The following is a 21,665-nucleotide window of genomic DNA, read 5'->3' as shown; positions in this document are numbered from 1 at the left end:
GCCTAACGGCGCAAGGCCGCCAGTTCACCGCCGCAAATCGCGGCCTCGCGGTCCAGAATACGGTCGATAGGCCAGTCCCACCATGCGATCTCCAGCAGCGCCGCGATGGTGTCCGGGTCAAAGCGCATCCTGACCACGCGCGCCGGATTGCCGCTGACGATGGCGTAATCCGGCACCTGCCCCGACACCACGGCCCCCGCGCCCACGATCACCCCTGATCCGATCTGCGCGCCCGGCAGGATGCGCGCGCCCTGCCCGATCCACACGTCGTGGCCGATCACCGTGTCCGGTCCCGGACCCGGCATCGACGGACGGCCCGCCATGTCGCCGCCGCCGAAGATGGCAAAGGGAAAGGACGAGAACCCGTCATAGCGGTGGTTGGCCGAGGCGGTGATGAATTGCACGCCGTCGGCAAACTGGCAGAATTTTCCGATGTGCAGCGCTTCGGGCGAGAAGTCGTAGAGATAGGGGGCCAGATGCGCGGCCCAGTCGGCGGGGGGCACATGGGCGCTGGCATAGCTGTAATCGCCCACCGTGATGCGCGGATGCGACAGGGCAGGTTTCAGAAACACCGTGCCAAGGTGCGGCGTGCCGTCGGGCAACAAGACGGGATGTGTCAGGGTCGGGTCTGCAAAGGGACGTGTCATGGGCCAGATGTGCCAGCACATGGGACTCTTGTCACCCGATTTGCGCGATTGCCGGGTCACATGTTCGGAACTCTAAGCCTTGCCGACGTGTTGAGCCAACGAAGCCAACGCACACCCGCAAGAGGAGATCACCATGACCATCAACAATCTCAAAGACGTCTATTTCGACCAGCTTCAGGACCTGCACAGTGCCTGCAGCCAGTCGATGGAAGCCACCGCCGAACTGGGCCGCGCCGCCAAGAATGAAGAGTTGAGCAAGGCCCTGATCGCCGGCGTCAACGGCATTTCCGAAGGTCTGGACGTGCTGAAAACCATCTGCGCCACCCACGACTTGGACCCCAAAGGCGAACATTGCAAAGGCATGGAAGGCCTGGTGACCGAAGCCCGCGCGCATGGGATCAAGGCCGACATTTCGGACGATGACGCGCGCGACGCTGTGATCATCACGCAGTACCAGCGCATGGTGCACTATGCCCTTGCCGGATACGGCAGCGTCGTGGCCTTTGCCAACCGGCTGGGTCTGGACGATGACGCGGCCAAGCTGCAAAAGCTGCTGGATGAAACCTATGATGGCGACCGCCACATGACGGCGATTGCCACAGGCGGCGTGAACAAGGCTGCCGCGTAAACCACTCTTACCACCCGAAAAGGCCAGCCTTCGCGCTGGCCTTTTTTTATGCCGTCACTAATACGGCCCCTGTGACTTTGCAGTCTCGCCGGCCTTGCGCGTGCCGGTCAGTTTCATCATCGGTTCGGCCAACCGCCCTGCGGAACCGGTCCAGGCATAGGCCAGAAGGCAGGGGTCCAATTCACCCGTGGTGATCCGGTGCTCGTCCCCCGGTCGGTTCAGGATCAGCGATCCCGGCGCATAGACCGCCGTGTCATTCTCGGACCACGCGCCCGCGACCGAGATATAGCTTTCCTCGATCTCCTGATGGCTGTGCTGTGGATATGTCGTGGCGGGCGCAAACAGCACAAAACCGAGGATCAGCGTGTCGGACTGAACCGGACCCTTCGGTCCCAGAACCTCGCAATAGGCATATTTTTGCGCCAGCACCTTGGGCAGCTTATCATAGCCATATTCCCACGTCAGATCATCGCGCACCTCGCGCAGCGCACGCGCCATGCCCTGCATTGCGGACCGCTCGCCCAGATCCAGCGCCCGGGCAAAATGGGCGGTCACCGGCTTTGCCTCGTGCGGGCGCGGCAGCACCGCCGGGTTCGCTGCCACGCAGGCCGACAGCCTGTCACGCACGCGCTTGCGGTGGCTGCGGATCGACGGGCTGCCACCGGCAGTGCCGTTGCGGTACAGCACATCGAACTCGCGCAGCAGATAGGTCCAGTTCGGACAATCGCGCAGCCGCAGCTGCGTCGAAGGGGACGTGTCGGTCATGTGCATCGGGTCCTTCGCGTTGGCGGGTGTCGTTTCACCAACACCCGATTGCAAATCGCCTGCGCGACGGCTTGCGTCCCCAAGGGGTATATCCGCGACACGGGATACAAAAAAGGCCGCAGCGATTGCTGCGGCCTTTTCGTTTCAGATGTCATCCGGGCGCGGGGCCCGCATAGGATCTTATTCGACGATTTTCGACACCACGCCGGCGCCGACGGTGCGGCCGCCTTCACGGATCGCAAAGCGCAGGCCCTGCTCCATGGCGATCGGTGCGATCAGCTCGACGTCGAACTTCAGGTTGTCGCCGGGCATAACCATTTCGGTGCCTTCGGGCAGGTTCACGGTGCCGGTCACGTCTGTGGTCCGGAAGTAGAACTGCGGACGGTAGTTCGCGAAGAACGGCGTGTGACGGCCACCTTCATCCTTGGTCAGGATATAGGCTTCGGCTTCGAACTTGGTGTGCGGGTTCACCGAACCGGGCTTGCACAGAACCTGACCACGCTCAACGCCTTCACGGTCGATGCCGCGCAGCAGGGCGCCGATGTTGTCACCAGCTTCACCACGATCCAGCAGTTTGCGGAACATTTCCACGCCTGTGCAGGTGGTTTTCTTGGTGTCGCGGATGCCGACGATTTCGATGTCGTCGCCCACGTTGATCACGCCACGCTCGATACGGCCGGTCACAACGGTACCACGGCCCGAGATCGAGAACACGTCTTCGACGGGCATCAGGAACGGCTGGTCCACGGCACGCTCGGGTGTCGGGATGTACTCGTCAACAGCGGCCATCAGCTTCTTGATCGACTCTTCGCCGATTTCCGGGTCGGTGCCGTTCATGGCGGCCAGGGCCGAACCGGGGATGATCGGAATGTCGTCGCCGGGGTACTCGTACGAGGACAGCAGCTCGCGGATTTCCATTTCCACCAGTTCCAGCAGTTCTTCGTCGTCCACCTGGTCCACTTTGTTCATGTAGACAACCATGTAGGGGATGCCCACCTGGCGGCCCAGCAGGATGTGCTCGCGGGTTTGCGGCATCGGGCCGTCGGCTGCGTTCACAACCAGGATCGCGCCGTCCATCTGTGCCGCACCGGTGATCATGTTTTTCACATAGTCAGCGTGGCCGGGGCAGTCGACGTGCGCGTAGTGGCGGGTTTCGGTTTCATATTCGACGTGGGCGGTCGAAATGGTGATGCCGCGGGCTTTCTCTTCGGGCGCGCCGTCGATCTGGTCGTACGCGCGGAAGTCACCAAAATACTTGGTGATCGCAGCCGTCAGCGTGGTTTTACCGTGGTCAACGTGGCCGATTGTGCCGATGTTCACGTGCGGTTTGTTACGTTCAAACTTTGCCTTAGCCATAAGAGGCACCCTTTTTGTTTGTGGAATCCCAGCGGACCCAAATGCATTCCGCGCGGCATGTATTGCCATTGCGCAGGAAAATCAAGCGGTCTTCGCCGTTTTGCTACGCTGGCCGTCCCCGTCAGGGACGCGACCACGAAGCGATGCGCCGGTTACTCTGCCGCGACAACCTTGGCCGGTGTGGCCGCAGGCGCGTCAGCCCCGGCGGCCCCCGGACGGCCCGATCCGGTCGTGACGAACCAGCCTTCTTCCTTCATCTGCTTGACCAGATAGCGTTCGATCGCCTTGGCCGCATTCGCGGACAGCTGTTCCAGCTGCTCTTCGGCGGACAGCGTATAGCCTGAGCCAACCACGGTGCCAGTGCCAAAGGTTTCCAGAACGGTGATCGTGTGCGGCTTGTCGGTCAGCTTCTTGCCCGCCGCATCGTCCCAGACTGTCAGGTTGATAATCAGGATCGACTTGGGCGACAGCACCAGCGGCACGCCGGGTGCGGCCAGAACGTAGCCTTCAACGGACACGCCGAAGTGATAGTTGCTGTCGCCTTCGTAACGGTCGAACCGCTGGGCGATGGCCTTCTGTACGGCTGTCGTCAGCTGTTCCTCGGTGGCGTCACGGCTGAGCGGACCTTTTTGCGCCTTCGGGGCCACGACCACATTGTGCAGGAGGTTGAAGTTCCCCAGAGGCACAGGTTTTTCGTTCAGATCCTTGGCACCGCCACAGGCCGTCAACAGACCCATCACGCACATCATCATCGCAAGCCGCAGCATCGCAGTCCCCTCAAAAGGATTGTTTCGGCAAAGGCCTAACGGATGAAGGCCACAGGTGCAATTGGCCGCAGGCCGATTGCAGCGTGGGCAGATGCACTTATATCATGGTGCAAAAGGAGAGCACGATGCCCGACACGGTTCTGCCACAAGCCACCCACAGCCCCCTGCCCGTCCGCGTGCCGTTGGTCACCGAACCCTGGGGCCTGTTGAAAAGCCTGCAAGAAGCGCGGCGCAACGTGTTGTCGATCATCCCCGAGATCGCGACAACGCAACCGATGGTGTCCGGCAAGACCGGAAAGCGCTGGCACATGGTGATGGACCCTGCGGCCATACGCGAAATTCTGCTCGACCGGCTGGACCAGTACCCCAAATCGCTGGTGACAAAGAACCTTTTGAAGCCTGCCATCGGAGAGTCGCTGTTCATTGCCGAAGGCGCGCACTGGCGCTGGCAACGGCGTACCGCGGCCCCGGTTTTCTCGCACCGCAACGTCTCGGCCCTGGCGCCGATCATGTCGGATGCGGCAGAGCGGGCCTGCGACCGGATCGCGGCGGCGGGGCCGCGTGCGGTGAACCTGCTGGACGAGATGGTGACAACCACATTCGACGTGATCGCGGATGTGACCTTTTCCGGCGGCGACACCTTTGATCGCGACGCGGTACACGGGGCGATTGACGATTACATTGCCGAAGCGGGCAAGATTTCGCTGTTCGACATCCTGGGCTTTCCCGACTGGGTGCCCCGCCCCGGCAGGGTCATGTCGGGCAAGGCGCTGAAAGAGATGAAATCCGTGGCGGACCAGGCCATCGAGGCGCGCGCGGAACGCGGCACCAGCGCCGTGCCCGACCTGCTGGACCTGCTGCTGGCGGGCGAGGACCCCAAGTCGGGGCGCACCATGTCTACGGCCGAGCTGCGCGACAACCTGCTGACCTTTATCGTTGCAGGTCACGAGACCACAGCGCTGACGCTGGCGTGGTCAATGTATCTGGTCGCGTTCGACCAAGACGTGCAGGACCGCGCCCGCGCCGAGGCGCAACAGGTCTTGCAGGGCCGCGCAGCTGGGGCCGATGACGTGGCCGACCTGCCCTTTATTCGCCAGATCGTCGACGAGGCGCTGCGCCTGTATCCGCCTGCCGGGGTGGTGTCGCGCACGGCGTTGAAAAAGGACACGCTGGGTGGGCGCGAGATCCTGCCGGGCGATACGGTGATGATCCCGATCTATGCACTGGGGCGGTCCAAGCTGCTGTGGGAGGATGCCGACGCCTTCCGGCCCGAACGTTTCGCCGACCGCAAGGCGATTGACCGCTATGCCTATTTGCCCTTTGGCGACGGGCCACGCATCTGCATCGGGGCGTCGTTCGCGCTGCAAGAAGCGGTGATTATCCTCGCAACCCTGCTGTCGCGGTTCCGGTTCAAACCGGTCGCGGGGCGCGATCCTGAACCGGTGATGATCCTGACGCTGCGCCCAGAGGGTGGGGTCTGGTTAACGGCCGAGCCGGTTTAGAGGGGCGCTGCCCCCGGCCTGCGGCCTCCCCCGGAGTTTAACCGGCAAGATGAAGCGTGATCAGTCGCAGATGGATTGCAGGGCCGCGAACTCGGCTGGTGTCAGCAACGGCTGTGTCGGTCCTTGGGTCGCGGCAAATGCGCGGGCAGCGTCCGCGCGGGCGGCGGTTTGCGGGTGGCTGGACATATAGACCGGAAGATCTGGCATTATGCTTTCGATCTCGGCCAGGCTGTCAAAGAAATCTGCAAATCCCTCGGCGGTGACATCGGCGTTGTCCAGCATAGTCAACGCATAGGTGTCGGCCTTGGCCTCGGCCTCGCGGGTGTAGCTGGAATTCAGCATCCATTCGGCCATGGCCACCGCAACGGTGCCGCCTGCGAAATCGCCCAGCACAAGCCCCAACAGCCCTGCCGACCCAGCGGCACGCAGTGCGCCGCGCGTGCTGTCACGGTGTTCGACGTGGGCGATTTCATGGGCCAGGACCGCGCCGACCGCCTCGGGTGTTTCCGCGGCCTCAAGAAGCCCGCGCACCATGACGATCTGCCCCCCGGGCGCGGCAAAGGCGTTGACCATGTCATGGTCCATCACCGAGACATTCAGGTCGTATTCAACACCGGTCGCGCCGGTCAGCCGTGCGGTCAGCTTTTCCAACGCGGCATCGCCCTCGGGAGAAGAGCAGACCAGCCCGCCCGCCTCGGTTCCGCCCAGGATGCGCTCCATCTGGCGGACCATGGATTTGCCCCAGGCGACTTCGCTGTCGATGGGGATGATCTGGGCCATGGTGCCGGCCATTGCGGGCAGGATGACAAAGATCATCAGCACAAGCGCCCCGACAGCCAGCCCCAGACGGGTCACAACCCGACGCGCAGTGCCGGGGGGCACCTCGCGGCGTTTCAGATCGGGGCACAGCCGCGTGATGTCCTGAACCATCTGCGGGTCGGACACGGTCAGACGGCCCGTGGCAATCAGGGCGCTGTCATAGGAATGATCGGCGCGCAGGCTCAGCACCAACTGGTCGGTGCGGGCCTGATCGGCCAGCATACGCAGCGCGGCGAGCGGCCAGTGTTGCACCCCGCCCGGCAGGTCGGGATGCAACAGGATCAGCGCCTGCGCAGGCACGTCCAGTGTCAGGTCCACGTCCAGACGCAGACCTGTTTCACCGTCGAAATACCGCGCAGGGGCCTCCACCTCAGATTGCCCCGCCAATGTCCAGGGCGTCAGCAAAGCCTTCGGCGTCGGCACCAGGATCGGCGGCGCGCTGCCTGACGTGATCCAGATGCGGGGCATTGGCCACCACGACAGAGGACACAACATGGCTGATGATCCGCTGGGTGATCATGACCAGCGACAAGCCCCCCAAGGCGAGAATCAGCGCCACATAGAGAACCGCGATCACGATGCTGCCCACAAGACCGCTGGCGGCGTTAAAGTCGCCCGGATCGGCGTAACCTCCGAACAACGCCCCCAACGAGCCGAAGCTGAGACCGAAAGTGGCCATCAGGATCAGCCCCATCAGAAAGATGCCGACGATGGTCGCACCGATGATGGCCAGGATACCCGTCAGCACGATGCCGATCACGCGGCCCGTGCGCGCGCCGGAATCAAAGGTCACCGCGCCATCCAGCATTTTTGCACGCGTCAGGACATTAAACGCATATATGCGGTAATAGACGCCGCCCACGATCAGCCAGATATACCCGACAAAGACCGAAGTCCCCGCCAACACCGGGCTCTGGAGCTTAATGCCAAGCGTCATGCCGATCACGAGGACCAGCACGGCGATCAACACGTGCTTCAACCCCGGATACAGCGACTGCCAGCGTCCGGTCTGTTCGAACTTGGCATCGCCATACCACGTGCGGTCGGTCATGTATTTTTCCAGCCAGAAGGTCTGGCGTGGCAACATTATGCCCAGGGTAATCAGGCTCAGAAACCCGTGCCCCAGCGCGCGCCAGACATAGCCCCACGCACCGTTGTCCATGCCAAAACGCAGGCCGCGCCAACGGGTGCGGGCGGTTTTGTATCGACGCGCGCGGTAGGTTGCGAACAACAGCAGCGGCAGCACCGCCAAGAGGGTGATATAGATCGCCCCCACTTGCGCCAGCGCCTCGATCTGGTTGCGCGGTTCAACGAACAGGTTCAGGCCGAAATAGAACAACGCCATCTGCACGATGCCCAGATAGATCGCCAGCACCACGATGGCGAAAAGAAAGCCCAGCAGCTTTTCCAGCCCGGTGCCCGTGTATTCAAAGCTGTCGCCGTCGCCCGCAGTCGCCGACCAGATGTATTTGCGCAACCGGGTCTTGGCCCAGAAGCGATAGATCCCCAATGTAATCAGGGTCAAAAATGCCGTTTTGAAATAGAGCGAGAACAAAGGTCCCGCCTTGCCATGATACTGGCCATGAATGGTTGCACTCATTTATCTGTCCTTCGTGAAAACGTAACGTATTGCCTGCGCATGTTTTCTGCGCATTCTCGGTCCGCCGGTTGATGAATAAACCGACCTACGGTTGCAAGAATAACTTTAGTTGAATCGGTTGTCGCGGGGAAATCCGCGTGGGGCCATCCGGCCAGAGCCGGCACGTTTGCCGCGCCATTCGTCCAGCTCCAATTCGGTGCGCGTACGCCCAGCCGGGTCCAGCCATGTCAGCCCGTCCGCAAGGGTAAAGGTGGTGGCATCGGACAGGCCGCCATCCTTGTATTTCTGCAAACGCACGCCTTTGCCACGGCCCATTTCAGGCAGTTCGGCCAGATCGAACACCAGAACCTTGCGATTCTCGCCTACAACGGCCACGGCGTCGCCGGCCACCCGTTTGCACACCAGTGCCGACACTTCACCGCGTACGTTCAGCACCTGTTTGCCGCTGCGGGTCTGGGCGATCACGTCGTTCTCGGGCACGACAAAACCGTCGCCCGCCGTCGAGGCGACCAGCAAACGCGCGTCGGGTTGGTGATTGAACAGATCGACAATCTGCGCCTCGTTCGGCAGATCGACCATCAGGCGCAGCGGTTCGCCCATGCCACGCCCGCCGGGCAGATTGGCAGCGGACAGCGTATAGAACCGCCCGTTCGATCCAAAAACCAGCAACCGGTCGGTGGTTTCGGCATGGAACACAAAGCGCGGACCGTCGCCGTCCTTGAATTTCAGCTCGCGGTTCAGGTCGATGTGGCCGGTCATCGCACGAATCCAGCCCATCTGGCTGCACACAACGGTGATCGGCTCGCGGTCGATCATCGCTTCCAGCGGCACGTCCTCGACCTGTCCGGCTTCGGCGAACGTGGTGCGCCGTGCGCCTGCATTCGGCGTGTCGCCAATCGACCAGTCCTTGCCGAACTGTTTCTTGGTCTCTTTCAACTGGGCGCTGATCGCGTCCCATTGCAGGTGCGGATTTTCCAGCAGGTCATCGAGGCCAGCGCGCTCTTCCATCAATGCGGATTGCTCGCGCAGCAACTCAAGTTCTTCAAGGCGGCGCAAGCTGCGCAGGCGCATGTTCAGGATGGCGTCGGCCTGCACCTCGGTCAGCGATTCCTCGGTGGCGGGGGGCGGCGTCTGATAGTCTTTCTCGTCCATCGCCCGAACATGATCGCGGCCCCAGTCCTCGCGCATCAGCGCAGCCTTGGGTTCGTCGTCATAGCGGATGATGTCGATCACGCGGTCCAGGTTCAGGAAGGCAACGATAAACCCTTCCAACACCTCCAACCGGTGGTCGATCTTTTCCATGCGGTGGCGGCTGCGCCGTTCCAGCACTTCGCGGCGGAAATCAAGGAAGGCCCGCAGCACTTCCTTCATCGAGCAGACCTTGGGCGTGACGCCGTCGATCAGCACGTTCATGTTCATCGAGAACCGCACTTCGAGATCGGAGTTGCGGTACAGCATGCCCATCAGCACATCGGGATCGACGTTCTTCGAACGCGGTTCCAGCACCAGCCGGATGTCATCGGCGCTTTCGTCGCGCACGTCCGCCAGGATCGGAACCTTCTTGGTCTGGATGACCTCGGCCAGCTTCTCGATCAGCTTGGATTTCTGCACCTGATAGGGAATTTCGGTGACGACGATCTGCCATTGGCCACGGCCCAGATCCTCGACCTCGTACCGGCAGCGCAGGCGAAAGCCGCCTTTGCCGGTGCGATAGTTCTCGGCGATGCTTTCGGGCGGCTCAACGATGATCCCGCCGGTGGGGAAATCGGGGCCTTTGACGAAATTCAGCAGCGTGTCGTCGCGCGCGTCCGGTGTCTTGATCAGATGCAGACAGGCATCGCACAGCTCGGCGATGTTGTGCGGCGGAATGTTGGTGGCCATGCCCACGGCAATGCCCGACGACCCGTTGGCCAGCAGGTTGGGAAATTGCGCGGGCAACACGACCGGCTCGGTCAGCGTGCCGTCATAGTTGTCGCGGAAATCAACGGCGTTTTCGTTCAGCCCGTCCAACAGCGCCTCGGCCACGGCGGTCATGCGCGCTTCGGTGTATCGGCTGGCGGCGGGGTTGTCGCCGTCGATGTTGCCAAAGTTGCCCTGACCGTCAACCAGCGGGTAGCGGACGTTGAAGTCCTGCGCCAAACGCGCCATCGCATCATAAATCGCGGCATCGCCGTGCGGGTGATAGTTCCCCATCACGTCGCCCGAGATTTTGGCCGACTTGCGGAAGCCGCCCTTGGACGACAGGCGCAGTTCGCGCATCGCAAAGAGGATTCGCCGGTGTACCGGCTTCAGCCCGTCACGCGCGTCAGGCAGTGCGCGGTGCATGATCGTGGACAGCGCATAGGTCAGATACCGATCACCCAGCGCGCGGCGCAGGGGTTCGGACAGGTCCATATTGGGGGGCTCGGTAATATCTGACATAGATGCTGTGTAGCCATGTGACCCAAACGGGACAAGAGGTCAAAACACCTGAACTTTTGCGCGGAACAACTTGCGCGGTAGCAGCGTTGCCTTTTCAACACGGCGATGCGCGCGGGGAACAATTGTCCGGTTTTCTCACTGCGCGCTCTGCGGCCGCCTGATAAGATTAATCAACCCGTGCTTTAGCTGCCGCACATGCCGGGTATATCCTGGGGGATTTGATGATGTTCCGCTTTATTGTTTTGACGTTCCTGTTTCTGGGCGTGGCCTTTTATGAAATGAGCGGTGGGGCCGATTTTGACGGCGAAGCCCTGCGGATATCACGCCTTGATCCGGTCGAACCCAGCCCGATTGACGCTGACACGCCGAAAACCCTGCTGGCCGACGTAGACACTCGGGGCGCAGCCTCTGCAGAAGTGTCCCGCGTTTCGCTGAACCTGACCACGACCCGCGACGTGATCAAACCAACCAAGCCCCTGCCGACAACCACGACCGCCTCGGTCAGCACTGCCGTTGCAAGCCCTGCCCAATTCGGTGGCGCCACGCTCAGCACCGCGTCGCTGGACACCACCGACACCAACAGCATCGTCATTCCCAGCCTGATTCCCGCGGCTCAACCTGCCATCGAGATGTCGCAGGATGAACTGCCCCCGACCGACATCATGCCAGATGAGGACGCCATCGCCCTGGACGTGCGCGCCGTTTCCGGCAACCGCGTGAACCTGCGCGGCGGCCCCGGCACCAACTTTGGCGTGGTCGACAGCCTGACACGCGGCGCACAGGTTGAAATCCTGCAAGACCCCGGCAACGGTTGGGTCAAGCTGCGCCCGCTGGACGGTGGCCCAGAGGGCTGGATGGCCGACTTTTTGCTGTCCAGCAGTTGATTGCCAAACCCAAAAACCCGTGACACACCTGCCCGCATGAATTTGCGGGCAGTTTTATTATGAAAACCATTCTGATCACTGGGTGTTCATCCGGCATCGGTTATGCTGCGGCTCACGGGCTGCGCGCGCGGGGCTGGCGTGTCTTTGCTGCCTGCCGACAGGCGCAGGACTGCACACGGCTGCAAGCCGAAGGGTTCGAGAGCCCGCGCATAGACTATGCGGACGAAGACAGCATCGCCACCGGCCTGGCCGAAGTCCTTGAGGCGACCGGCGGCACGCTGGATGCACTGTTCAACAATGGTGCCCACGCCTGTCCCGGCGCGGTCGAGGATCTGCCCACCGACGCCCTGCGTGCCATTTTCGAGGCGAATTTCTTTGGCTGGCACACGCTGACCCACGCCGTTGTCCCGGTGATGCGCGCCCAAGGACATGGTCGGATTGTCCAATGTTCTTCCATACTTGGCTTTATCACCTTGCCTCTGCGCGGTGCCTACAACGCCACGAAGCACGCTCTTGAGGGTCTAAGCAGCACCATGCGCATCGAAATGCGTGGCACCGGCGTGCACGTTTGCCTGATCGAGCCCGGCCCCATCACCAGCCGCTTTCGCATCAACGCGGTGGACCATTTCGAACGCTGGATCGACTGGAAATCCTCGGCCAGGTCGGCGCAATACGAAACCGAACTGCGCGCACGGCTTTATGCGCAAGACAGCGGGCCGGACAGTTTCGAGCTGCCACCCGAGGCCGTGGTGAAAAAGCTGATCCACGCCATCGAAAGCCCCCGCCCCCGTCCGCGTTATTTTGTGACGGTCCCCACACATTTCATGGGCGCGATGCGGCGCATCCTGTCCACCCGTGCGATGGACTGGTTGCTGACACGTGTCTAATTGGCGCAAGGTGAATTGCCGAAACGGGTTCGCTTTCGGCCAGCGGGCCGCTACATCTGCTAACAACGACGCAATAAGGAAACGGGCATGACCTCTGATCCAATGTTCATCTTGATCCTGCTGGCCTGCGCGGCGGTCGTTCTGGTGCTGGTCACCGGAATGGGCGGCTTTGCCAAGGGTGACGGCTGGGCGTCAAAGAATTCGAACAAACTGATGCGGATGCGGATCATTGCGCAATTCGTCGCCGTGGTGTTGATCGTGATCGCGGTTTTGTGGCGACAGTCAGGGGGCTGAAATGGTTGTACTGAACAAGATATACACCCGCACCGGTGACAAGGGCGAAACCGCGCTGGGTGACGGCACGCGGGTGGTCAAGCACGCCGCGCGGGTCAACGCCTATGGCACCTCGGACGAGCTGAATGCCTTTGTCGGTGTCGCGCGGCTTGAGGCGACGGGCGAAACAGACGCGGCGCTGGCGCGCATCCAGAACGACCTGTTCGATCTGGGCGCAGATCTGTGCCGCCCGGACATGGAAAGCGACGCCAAGGCGGAATACCCGCCCCTGCGCATGATCGACGCCCAGGTAAAGCGACTGGAAGAAGAGATCGACGTGATGAACGCCGCTCTTGAACCCCTGCGCAGTTTTGTATTGCCCGGCGGGGCCGCGTTGGCCGCGCATCTGCATGTGTGCCGCACCGTTTCGCGGCGCGCGGAACGGCTGGCGGTAGAACTTGCCACGCTGGAACAGGTTAATCCGGCAGCGGTGAAATACCTGAACCGGCTCAGCGACTGGTTTTTTGTCGCCTCCCGGATCGCCAACAACGGCGGCAAGGATGATGTATTGTGGGTCCCCGGCGCGAACCGCTGAGGTCGAAATCAGGTGCCCTGACGCCGAAACGCGGCGTCGCCGGACCATATAGTGACGATTTTACCCTGTTTCCCCAACGCGGGCTTGGGTAAACCGTGCGGAATGAATTGTTGGCTTGCCATTTGGTGAGTCGGATTTTGTCAAGGAAGGAACGCTCATGAAGGTATTGGTGCCTGTCAAACGCGTGATCGACTATAACGTGAAAGTCCGTGTGAAATCGGATGGATCGGGTGTTGATCTTGCAAACGTGAAAATGTCGATGAACCCGTTCGACGAGATTGCTGTCGAACAGGCAATCCGTTTGAAAGAAGCCGGTCAGGCCGAAGAAATCGTCGCGGTTTCCATCGGCGTGAAGCAGGCGCAGGAAACCCTGCGCACAGCTCTGGCGATGGGTGCGGACCGGGCGATCCTGGTGGTTGCCGCCGACGACGTTCATCAGGACATTGAACCGCTGACCGTTGCCAAGATCCTCAAGGCGATCGTCGACGAAGAGCAGCCCGGCCTTGTGCTGTGCGGCAAACAGGCGATCGACAACGACATGAACGCGACCGGCCAGATGCTGGCAGCCCTGCTGGGCTGGAGCCAGGCGACATTCGCCTCCGAAGTCGAAATCGCTGGCGACAAGGCCAAGGTCACGCGCGAAGTCGATGGCGGTCTGCAAACCATCGAGGTCAACATGCCGACCGTAATCTCGGTCGACCTGCGCCTGAACGAGCCGCGCTATGCGTCGCTGCCCAACATCATGAAGGCGAAGAAAAAGCCGCTGGATGAGAAAACCGCAGCCGATTACGGCGTCGATACGGCGCTGCACCTGGAAGTGGTCAGCACGAAAGAGCCCGAAGCCCGCGCGGCAGGTGAAATCGTGGCAGACGTGGACGCACTGGTTGCGAAACTCAAAGAAAAGGGAGTGGTGTAATGGCTGTTCTGCTTCTTGCCGAAGTCAACAATGGCGAACTGGCGATGGACGCCACCGCCAAGGCTGTCACCGCCGCCAAGGCGCTCGGTGATGTGACCGTTCTGTGCGCGGGCGGCTCTGCTGCTGCGGCAGGCGACGCGGCTGCGAAAATCGACGGCGTGTCCAAGGTGCTGGTCGCCGAGGACGCAACGCTGGGCCACCGTCTGGCGGAATCCACTGCCGCGTTGATCGTGTCGTTGGCCGATGACTACGAACACATCGTCGCCCCCGCCACCACCGACGCGAAAAACGTGATGCCCCGCGTCGCGGCGCTGCTGGATGTGATGATCATTTCCGACGCTTCCGGCGTCGTAGATGGCGACACGTTCGAGCGCCCGATCTACGCAGGCAACGCGATCCAGACTGTTAAGTCGAAAGACGCCAAGAAGGTCATCACCTTCCGCACATCGACATTTGATGCTGCCGGTGAAGGTGGCTCTGCCTCGGTCGAAACCGTGTCGGCCGCCGCCGATCCCGGTCTGTCGTCCTGGGTCGAGGACAAGGTTGCCGCCAGCGACCGCCCCGAACTGACATCGGCCGGTGTGGTCGTGTCCGGTGGCCGTGGCGTCGGCTCGGAAGAAGACTTCAAACTGATCGAACAGCTGGCCGACAAACTGGGTGCCGCCGTTGGCGCGTCCCGTGCTGCGGTCGACAGTGGCTATGCCCCGAACGACTGGCAAGTTGGCCAGACCGGCAAGGTCGTCGCCCCCGAACTGTATGTCGCCGTCGGCATCTCGGGTGCGATCCAGCACCTTGCAGGCATGAAGGACAGCAAGATCATCGTTGCGATCAACAAGGACGAAGAGGCGCCAATCTTCCAGGTGGCCGATTACGGCCTGGTTGCCGACCTGTTCACCGCTGTGCCCGAACTGATCGAGAAACTGTAATCCGTCACAGGATCACGAATAAAAGGCCCGCCTGAAACGGCGGGCCTTTTTGCTGTCAGGTGTCTGCACAGGCCGCCTGCCCCACCAGCTTGCGCAGTACCGGTGCCAGGGCCGCTGCGGCCTCCTGATGGGCCACCGGCCCCAGCATGGTCTCCGCCGCCGGACGCTCAAGCTCGGAAAACACCATGCCTTCGGTGCCCTGTTCCCGTGCGTAATCCGAAGGCATGACTTCAACGATCTCGGTGACCTCGGTGCGCAACATCTCGATCATCTCGCGGGTGATGAACCACGGATCACGGCCCATTCCGTTGTCGCGGTTGTCGGGGTCCGCCTCGCCGAACCACAACAGCACCGTCCGCCCCGTGATGCGCCCCAGCAGATGCCGCATACGGGCAACCCACGCGCTTTGCAGTTCTTCGCGCACTGTGCGGAAACGCTCGGGCGACACCGTGTTGAGATGCGTCAACAGGTGTTTGTTGAAGTTGAACTCGGCAAAGTCCACATCGCGAAAGATCGCCTCAAGCAAGCCGGACGGCTTCAGGAACCGGTCATTGCGGCGCGGATGGACCGAATAGAACCGGTTCGACATATTCTGCGCACTCAGCACCTGCAGAACAGTCACCTTGGCCCCCGCGCCGATTTCGGTCAGATTTGGATCGGACGCGAACACCTCGATCCCGGCATTGGTGCAGCCCAGGTTAACGCAGGGCATGCCCAGCTTTTCCTCAAGCAGGTCCGGGAACGGTTTTGCCACGAATTTCCCGTAGGTTTCGGTGCCTCCGAAGAAAGCGATATACGGTTTTTTCAAGGATTTCCGCGGCCCGCGAAACAACACCTTGGATGTGCCATAACGGCACGGAAGATAGTCAAGGGACCCTTGGCCCACAGCATCATAGGTCATTACACCCACCTCTCAATTTCACCCGAGGTTGGGTATAGCGCGCAGGTCCTTAGAAAATGCTAACAGGGTCTGACTGAACAGTACGGCCGTTCACACCTTGCAGCCAGACAGGCGGCGCGGATATGGTGCGCTGACACAAAAGGGGCATCGCATGGACATCAAGACAGTCGGGATCGTAGGCGCAGGGCAAATGGGCAACGGGATTGCCCACGTCATGGCGCTGGCAGGCTATGACGTGACCATGACAGACATCAGCGAGGACGCGCTGCAAGCGGCCATCAAGCTGATCGACAGCAACATGGAACGGCAGGTCAGCCGCGACAAGATCACAGCCGAGGCCAAGGCCGACGCGATGGCGCGAATCGCCACCACGGTGACGCTGACCGATCTGGGACCCAGCGATCTGATCATCGAGGCCGCGACCGAGCGCGAGACCGTCAAACAGGCGATCTTCGAGGATCTGCTGCCCCACCTGAAGCCGCATACGATCCTGACGTCGAACACGTCGTCCATCTCGATCACCCGGCTGGCCAGCCGCACGGACCGGCCGGAAAAATTCATGGGTTTCCATTTCATGAACCCGGTGCCGGTCATGCAGCTGGTGGAACTGATCCGCGGCATTGCCACGGACAGCGAAACCTATGACGCCTGCAAGCAGGTCGTGGACAAACTGGGCAAGACCGCCGCCAGCGCCGAGGATTTTCCGGCCTTTATCGTCAATCGCATCCTGATGCCGATGATCAACGAGGCCGTCTATACGCTGTACGAAGGCGTGGGCAACGTACAGTCCATCGACAGCTCCATGAAACTGGGCGCGAACCACCCGATGGGGCCGCTGGAACTGGCGGATTTCATCGGGTTGGATACCTGTCTGGCCATCATGAACGTGCTGCACGACGGGTTGGCCGATACGAAATACCGCCCCTGCCCGCTGTTGACCAAATACGTCGAAGCCGGCTGGCTGGGCCGCAAGACCCAGCGCGGGTTCTATGACTATCGGGGCGAGACGCCTGTTCCGACGCGCTAAGGCGCTGTTCAAGAATATTCCAGACTGGGGGCGCTGCCCCCGGCGCGCTGCGCCTGTCCCGAAGTTTATCCGGCAAGTTAAAGAAGCTTTCAGCCCTTGAGGTTGAGTGTGTGCTCGCGCAGCCATGCCATAAAGCCGCGCGGGTCGTCGGCCCAGGCTTTGACATCTTCCTGCGGGATCGGATCGCCAACGATGGGGCCTTGCGGCTTGTTCAACGAATAGACGATTTCATGAAGCAACAGCCCCTGGCGCAGCATCGGCGAGAGTTTGTTGGCAATCTGATAGGCGCGGCTGTTCTGGCCGGGGAATTTCATCGGTACGACCCTGGCACCGGACCGACGGATCAGTGCCGCCGTAAAGACGTTCCATTCCGCCTCGACCGCAGGGCCGAAATAAGTCTCCGAGGCCGCGACCTGTCCTGAAGGGAACAGCGCCACAACGCCCCCCTCTTTGAGGTGCTTCATCGCCTTGGCGCGCATCTCGACACCCTTGCGTTGCGCGTCGGGGTCGTGGGGGAACGGCACGGGGATCATATAGCTGCCGGCCACCTCGTCGATGGCAGTCAGCAACGAGCGGGTCAGGATGCGGTAGTCGGGGCGCACGCGGCCGATCAGGTCGCCAAAGATCATCCCGTCGACCATGCCGTGCGGATGGTTCGCCACCACGATCACCGGTCCCTCTTTCGGGATACGGTCAAGCTGAACCTGCGGTGTCGTCAGCTGAATGCCCATGACATCCAGGCAGGCGCGCCAAAAGGCCTGGCCTTGCGGCGCACCCTGGCGTTCGAATTTGCGGATCAGGCGCAGGATCGTCAGCTTGCCGGTAAAGGCCTCCATGACGCGTATGAACGTCGCTTTCCACGGGTCGTCAAAGGTCGACGCATAGGACAGGCTGCGACGATCATATTTGGTAAACGTGACCGTTTCATCCTGTGCCTGCGTAAAGCCTTGTGCGCCCTGCGAGCTGTCAACCACGTCTGTTTCACCTTTTGTCATGCTGTCAGGTCTGAGATCGCCGATGGTCTCAGGCACCTTCGCCGAACTTGTCCGCGACCAAAGCAGTCAGCGCCTCTGCCAGCGCGTCAGCATCGGGTCCGGAGGTTTCAACGTCAATAAAGGTTCCTTTTGAGGCTGCCAACATCAAAAGACCCATAATACTGTCACCCGAGGCGGACATGCCGTCCTTGACCACTTCGGCCTGGGCGTCAAAGGCTTCGACAACCTCGACCAGTTTGGCCGAGGCGCGGGCGTGCAAGCCCTTTTCGTTGACGATCTTCAAAGTGCATTTGGTCATACGTGGTTTGGGCTTTCTGCGCTGACATTCTGGCTGTCGATGTATTTCTTGCCAGCGTCCAGTGCGGCACGTACCGCATCACCGACGGGTTTGTGACGGCTTTTGGCCAGTTTGATCAACATCGGCAGATTCGCGCCGTAAAGGATGCGGCGCCCCTGTGGCTGACAGGCCAGCAGCGACAGGTTGGACGGCGAGCCGCCAAAAAGGTCGGTGACCACCACGACGCCACTGCCATCGTCGACTTCGTCCGCGGCGGCGCAAATCTCGGACTGTTTGGCGGCGCGGTCGTGGTTGGCCTCGATCGCGATGGCGCGGACGCCCGATTGCGATCCGACAACATGTTCGATGGCAGCGAGATACTCTCGTGCCAGTCCACCATGCGCCACAATCACAATTCCGATCACTCTGCCCCGTCCTTTTTCCGGCGGTCCAATTCGCGATGTCTAATTGACACTTGCCAGCCTGCCTTCGCAAGGGCCACTGCGCAGGTTTCCGCTATGGCAACCGACCTATGTTGCCCGCCGGTACACCCGAAAGCGATGGACAGGTGTGATTTCCCTTCCTCGGCGAAGGCCGGCAACAACCATAGCGCGAGATCCGTGGTCTTCGCGACAAAGTCAGCATAACGCGAATCTGTTGCGATATGGTCCTGCACACGCTTTTCCGTACCGTTCGCGGCCCGCAGGGATGGCTCCCAATAAGGGTTTTTCAGAAAGCGACAGTCAAACACCATGTCCACGCTGCGCGGCAGCCCGCGTTTGTAGGAAAAGCTTTCGACAGAAACCGACAGGTGCGCCTGATCACCCGGTGCGAACCACTCTTCAACCGCAGCGCGCAATTGGTGAACGTTCAACTGCGAGGTGTCGATCAGGATATCTGCGCGTGCGCGCAGCGGGCCCAGCATCTCAAGCTCGCGTGCGATGCCTGCCTCGGGGCGGTCACCGTCCGCCAGCGGATGCCTGCGCCGGGTTTCCGAGAAACGGCGCAGCAGCACATCCGTGTCGCAGTCCAGGTACAGCAGTTCGGGCACCAGCCCCGGCACGGCGGCGATCTGGCCGATGGCGTCCATCACCGCGTTCACGGAAAAATCGCGGGTGCGTGGGTCGATCCCCAGCGCCAGCGGCCGCGTGCTTGACGGATCGTCCAGCAGGGGCCGTATCAGGCGCAGCGGCATGTTGTCGATGACCTCGAACCCCAGGTCCTCAAGCACGCGGATCGCACTTGACCGGCCGGCCCCAGAGGGTCCGGTGATCAGCACAAGGCGGCGGTGTGTGGGTTCTGTCTGGGTCATGGCTCCGAGCTTCCGGCCTTAAGATATTGCATGATCGCCGCAGGCCAAGCTGGAGTATCGCATTTGTGAAGGCAAGGCAGCACCACGCCCAACACGCTGTGACCGTGCGCCGCAGGCAGCCGTTGGGATTCTGTCTGGTCCAGATCAATCACCACCGAAACCGGCACCGCCCCCGCCGCCTCAGCCTTCAGGATGCCGACACCGCGCGCCTCTATCAGGCCGCGCAGGGTGTCAGGCGCGTCCGCGACCAATCCGTCGCCATCGCGATGCACCATGGTGCGGTCGTCTGACACCAGCACGGCGCCCAGAGCCATCAGCTGCAACGCCAGAGATGATTTTCCCGCACCGGATGCGCCAAGGATCAGAGCCGCCCGGCCCCCTACTGCCACCGTCGTTGCATGAAGCGTGACCGAGGCCCCGAGGGTCGACATATCAAACCGGCAGGCCCACGACGAAACGAGCACCCAGGGGGTCGCTGGTGATGTCCGCATCGGTCGGGCGGATGTTCTCGGCCCAGATCACGCCGCCATGTGCTTCGACGATCTGTTTCGAGATGGCCAGCCCGAGGCCCGAGTTGTTGCCGAAATGCTCTTCGGGACGTTGGGAATAGAAACGTTTGAAGATCTTCGACAAGGCCTGATCGGGAATGCCCGGGCCGGTATCCTCGACGACGACCAGCACGCGGTTTTCCTTTTTGCGGGCCCAGACACGGATCGCATCACCATCTTCGCAGAAAGAAATCGCGTTGGTGATCAGGTTGACGAACACCTGCGCCAGCCGCGCCTCCAGCCCGTGCACCAGCAGGGGCTGAGCCGGCAGGTCGGTGATGAAATCAATGCCCTTCGACTTGGCATCCTCGCCCAGATACTGGCTGAGGTTGCCCAGCATCTTGAGCAGGTCAAAGGGTTCTTCCTCTTCCTTGACCAATTCGGAATCCAGCCGCGAGGCGTTTGAAATATCGCTGACCAACCGGTCGAGCCGCCGCACGTCATGGTCGATCACATCCAGCAGCTTTTCACGCTGGTCCTCGCGTTTGATCAGCCGCAGCGTGCCCACAGCCGAGCGCAGCGATGCCAGCGGATTCTTGATCTCGTGGGCCACGTCAGCGGCAAACTGTTCGTTGCCGTCGATACGATTGTACAAGGCCGCGATCATGCCGCGCAGGGCACCGGACAAACGCCCGATCTCGTCAGGCCGTGCGGTCAGGTCTGGAATGCGGATGCGTCCGGGGTTCACCTTGCGCTGGTTGCGGTCGCGGCCCAGTTCGGCGGCGGCGGCCAGATCGGCCAGCGGGTTGGCAATCGTCGACGCCAACACGAGGCTGAGGCCGACGGAAACCAGCGTTGCAATCACGAACATCTGCAACACGCGCTCGCGTTCGCCACGCACCAGCGCGTCGATCTCGCCCGCGGCAGAGGTGATGCCAACAACGCCAACCGGTGTCGTTCCCTGCACAATGGGCGTTACGACGCTGAACAAAGTGCCGCCGACCGTATCAAGGCTGTCTTTCACCTGTGTCCCGCCCGTCAGGCTGCCGGGAACCATGGTGCGCAACTGCTCTTCGACCGTGGAAGCGTCAGCAGGGACGTCAGAATCGAAAGGCGATGACAGTTTGTCCCAAAGCCAGTTGAGGCCATCGGTCAGAATGGTGCGATTTGCGCCGCCGGACTGTGCGCCGCTCGGCTGGGCCGAAGCCCCTTCGATGCTGGACACAAGGGCGCCCGAGGGGTCGAAGACCAGAACTTCGATGCCACTGCGCAGGTCCAGCGCCTGGAGGGTGGCGGCAACGTCAACGCCATCCCCCGTCGCCAGATTGACAGGTGCGCCCGCAGGAAGCTGTGCTTCGATTACATCGGCAATCAGCTCTGCCTCGCTGACCATCGATGTGGCGCGCTGCACGGCAAGGCTGTCGCGTGAGGAATTCAGATAGAGGATACCCGCAACCAGCACATTCAACGCAATCAGGTTGAAGGTGATGATCTTGCGTGTCAGCGGCGAAGCGCGCAGGGAAAACAGGCCACGCCGTTCCCGCTTGGCCCGGATTTCATTGCCGGTTTCCGAGCGGTCCGGGGCGACCCAATCGTCACCCAGCACAACATCGCCGTCACGTGATGGAGGTGGGGCCATATCCCGCACGAAGTTCCTTTCGGCCAGAGCCATTTGCGCG

The 21,665-nt window shown here is 61.7% G+C and carries 23 protein-coding genes; 9 read left to right on the top strand and 14 right to left on the bottom strand.

What is annotated here, in order from left to right; translation table 11 throughout:
- Nucleotides 1-2: 2 nt before the first annotated feature.
- Nucleotides 3-647 (bottom strand): CatB-related O-acetyltransferase, encoded by a 645-nt coding sequence (locus tag BUC08_RS08970; protein ID WP_037931612.1) that lies wholly within the window; start codon nucleotides 645-647, stop codon nucleotides 3-5.
- Between the two features lie 133 nt (nucleotides 648-780).
- Here BUC08_RS08970 and BUC08_RS08965 point away from each other — a divergent pair, with 133 nt between their 5' ends.
- Complete coding sequence (locus tag BUC08_RS08965; RefSeq protein ID WP_037931575.1) at nucleotides 781-1,275, top strand: DUF892 family protein; 495 nt, start codon at nucleotides 781-783, stop codon at nucleotides 1,273-1,275.
- 57 nt (nucleotides 1,276-1,332) lie between these two features.
- Here the strand turns inward: BUC08_RS08965 and BUC08_RS08960 are convergent, their stop codons facing one another.
- The 3 genes from BUC08_RS08960 to BUC08_RS08950 all read right to left on the bottom strand — a co-directional run bounded on the left by BUC08_RS08960 (nucleotide 1,333) and on the right by BUC08_RS08950 (nucleotide 4,163).
- Nucleotides 1,333-2,040 (bottom strand): dimethylsulfonioproprionate lyase family protein, encoded by a 708-nt coding sequence (locus tag BUC08_RS08960; protein ID WP_143186708.1) that lies wholly within the window; start codon nucleotides 2,038-2,040, stop codon nucleotides 1,333-1,335.
- Nucleotides 2,041-2,220: 180 nt separating this feature from the next.
- A complete protein-coding gene (gene tuf / locus BUC08_RS08955) occupies nucleotides 2,221-3,396 on the bottom strand; it encodes an elongation factor Tu (RefSeq protein WP_073194192.1) in 1,176 nt (391 codons plus the stop codon).
- A gap of 152 nt (nucleotides 3,397-3,548) precedes the next feature.
- Nucleotides 3,549-4,163 carry a hypothetical protein gene (locus BUC08_RS08950; RefSeq protein WP_081855422.1) on the bottom strand — a complete coding sequence of 205 codons (615 nt, stop codon included), beginning with the start codon at nucleotides 4,161-4,163 and terminating at the stop codon, nucleotides 3,549-3,551.
- Between the two features lie 125 nt (nucleotides 4,164-4,288).
- On the opposite strand from BUC08_RS08950, the gene BUC08_RS08945 reads away from it, so the two are divergent.
- Nucleotides 4,289-5,665 (top strand): cytochrome P450, encoded by a 1,377-nt coding sequence (locus tag BUC08_RS08945; protein WP_051694530.1) that lies wholly within the window; start codon nucleotides 4,289-4,291, stop codon nucleotides 5,663-5,665.
- A 60-nt stretch (nucleotides 5,666-5,725) separates the two neighbouring features.
- Here the strand turns inward: BUC08_RS08945 and BUC08_RS08940 are convergent, their stop codons facing one another.
- The 3 genes from BUC08_RS08940 to parC form a co-directional block, all read right to left on the bottom strand.
- Nucleotides 5,726-6,952 (bottom strand): M48 family metallopeptidase, encoded by a 1,227-nt coding sequence (locus tag BUC08_RS08940; protein WP_081855421.1) that lies wholly within the window; start codon nucleotides 6,950-6,952, stop codon nucleotides 5,726-5,728.
- Nucleotides 6,855-8,084 carry a YjgN family protein gene (locus BUC08_RS08935; RefSeq protein WP_037928157.1) on the bottom strand — a complete coding sequence of 410 codons (1,230 nt, stop codon included), beginning with the start codon at nucleotides 8,082-8,084 and terminating at the stop codon, nucleotides 6,855-6,857. The genes BUC08_RS08940 and BUC08_RS08935 overlap by 98 nt, the downstream gene beginning before the upstream one ends.
- Nucleotides 8,085-8,189: 105 nt before the next feature.
- Nucleotides 8,190-10,505, bottom strand: a complete 2,316-nt coding sequence (gene parC / locus BUC08_RS08930) for a DNA topoisomerase IV subunit A (protein WP_037928154.1) — start codon at nucleotides 10,503-10,505, stop codon at nucleotides 8,190-8,192.
- 224 nt (nucleotides 10,506-10,729) lie between these two features.
- Between parC and BUC08_RS08925 the strand changes: the two genes are divergently transcribed.
- From BUC08_RS08925 to BUC08_RS08900, 6 genes are all read left to right on the top strand, one after another.
- A complete protein-coding gene (locus tag BUC08_RS08925) occupies nucleotides 10,730-11,389 on the top strand; it encodes an SH3 domain-containing protein (protein WP_037928216.1) in 660 nt (219 codons plus the stop codon).
- 59 nt (nucleotides 11,390-11,448) lie between these two features.
- Nucleotides 11,449-12,276: an SDR family NAD(P)-dependent oxidoreductase gene (locus BUC08_RS08920; RefSeq protein ID WP_073194190.1), complete on the top strand. Its 828-nt coding sequence runs from the start codon at nucleotides 11,449-11,451 to the stop codon at nucleotides 12,274-12,276.
- Between the two features lie 87 nt (nucleotides 12,277-12,363).
- Nucleotides 12,364-12,570, top strand: a complete 207-nt coding sequence (locus BUC08_RS08915) for a twin transmembrane helix small protein (RefSeq protein WP_037928147.1) — start codon at nucleotides 12,364-12,366, stop codon at nucleotides 12,568-12,570.
- A 1-nt stretch (nucleotide 12,571) separates the two neighbouring features.
- The gene (locus BUC08_RS08910) at nucleotides 12,572-13,144 is read left to right on the top strand and encodes a cob(I)yrinic acid a,c-diamide adenosyltransferase (protein ID WP_037928144.1); all 573 of its coding nucleotides are present in this window, start codon (nucleotides 12,572-12,574) and stop codon (nucleotides 13,142-13,144) included.
- Between the two features lie 157 nt (nucleotides 13,145-13,301).
- Nucleotides 13,302-14,060 carry an electron transfer flavoprotein subunit beta/FixA family protein gene (locus BUC08_RS08905; RefSeq protein WP_028957222.1) on the top strand — a complete coding sequence of 253 codons (759 nt, stop codon included), beginning with the start codon at nucleotides 13,302-13,304 and terminating at the stop codon, nucleotides 14,058-14,060.
- Nucleotides 14,060-14,986, top strand: coding sequence for an electron transfer flavoprotein subunit alpha/FixB family protein (locus BUC08_RS08900; protein ID WP_037928142.1), 927 nt, complete (start codon nucleotides 14,060-14,062; stop codon nucleotides 14,984-14,986). Before BUC08_RS08905 ends, BUC08_RS08900 begins: the two co-directional genes overlap by 1 nt.
- Before the next feature lie 55 nt (nucleotides 14,987-15,041).
- On the opposite strand, the gene BUC08_RS08895 is transcribed toward BUC08_RS08900, so the two are convergent.
- Nucleotides 15,042-15,887 (bottom strand): DUF6473 family protein, encoded by an 846-nt coding sequence (locus tag BUC08_RS08895; RefSeq protein ID WP_037928139.1) that lies wholly within the window; start codon nucleotides 15,885-15,887, stop codon nucleotides 15,042-15,044.
- Nucleotides 15,888-16,038: 151 nt separating this feature from the next.
- Here BUC08_RS08895 and BUC08_RS08890 point away from each other — a divergent pair, with 151 nt between their 5' ends.
- Complete coding sequence (locus BUC08_RS08890; protein WP_037928137.1) at nucleotides 16,039-16,914, top strand: 3-hydroxybutyryl-CoA dehydrogenase; 876 nt, start codon at nucleotides 16,039-16,041, stop codon at nucleotides 16,912-16,914.
- Between the two features lie 89 nt (nucleotides 16,915-17,003).
- On the opposite strand, the gene BUC08_RS08885 is transcribed toward BUC08_RS08890, so the two are convergent.
- The 6 genes from BUC08_RS08885 to BUC08_RS08860 are packed head-to-tail and all read right to left on the bottom strand — an operon-like array spanning nucleotide 17,004 to nucleotide 21,625.
- Nucleotides 17,004-17,909: a lysophospholipid acyltransferase family protein gene (locus BUC08_RS08885; RefSeq protein ID WP_174861633.1), complete on the bottom strand. Its 906-nt coding sequence runs from the start codon at nucleotides 17,907-17,909 to the stop codon at nucleotides 17,004-17,006.
- 28 nt (nucleotides 17,910-17,937) lie between these two features.
- Nucleotides 17,938-18,207 (bottom strand): HPr family phosphocarrier protein, encoded by a 270-nt coding sequence (locus BUC08_RS08880; protein WP_037928133.1) that lies wholly within the window; start codon nucleotides 18,205-18,207, stop codon nucleotides 17,938-17,940.
- The gene (locus tag BUC08_RS08875) at nucleotides 18,204-18,611 is read right to left on the bottom strand and encodes a PTS sugar transporter subunit IIA (protein WP_028957216.1); all 408 of its coding nucleotides are present in this window, start codon (nucleotides 18,609-18,611) and stop codon (nucleotides 18,204-18,206) included. The genes BUC08_RS08880 and BUC08_RS08875 overlap by 4 nt, the downstream gene beginning before the upstream one ends.
- The gene (gene rapZ / locus BUC08_RS08870; protein WP_037928129.1) at nucleotides 18,608-19,498 is read right to left on the bottom strand and encodes an RNase adapter RapZ; all 891 of its coding nucleotides are present in this window, start codon (nucleotides 19,496-19,498) and stop codon (nucleotides 18,608-18,610) included. The genes BUC08_RS08875 and rapZ overlap by 4 nt, the downstream gene beginning before the upstream one ends.
- Nucleotides 19,495-19,929 carry an HPr kinase/phosphorylase gene (locus BUC08_RS08865; protein ID WP_037928125.1) on the bottom strand — a complete coding sequence of 145 codons (435 nt, stop codon included), beginning with the start codon at nucleotides 19,927-19,929 and terminating at the stop codon, nucleotides 19,495-19,497. Before BUC08_RS08865 ends, rapZ begins: the two co-directional genes overlap by 4 nt.
- 1 nt (nucleotide 19,930) lies before the next feature.
- Entirely contained in the window at nucleotides 19,931-21,625 is a 1,695-nt protein-coding gene (locus BUC08_RS08860) for a sensor histidine kinase (protein ID WP_037928122.1), read from the bottom strand.
- Nucleotides 21,626-21,665 lie beyond the last annotated feature (40 nt).

The sequence above is a fragment of the Pseudosulfitobacter pseudonitzschiae genome (assembly GCF_900129395.1).
Lineage (GTDB): Bacteria > Pseudomonadota > Alphaproteobacteria > Rhodobacterales > Rhodobacteraceae > Pseudosulfitobacter > Pseudosulfitobacter pseudonitzschiae.
The sequence above is the reverse complement of the archived record's forward strand: the minus strand, read 5'-3'. Positions and strand labels throughout refer to the sequence as shown.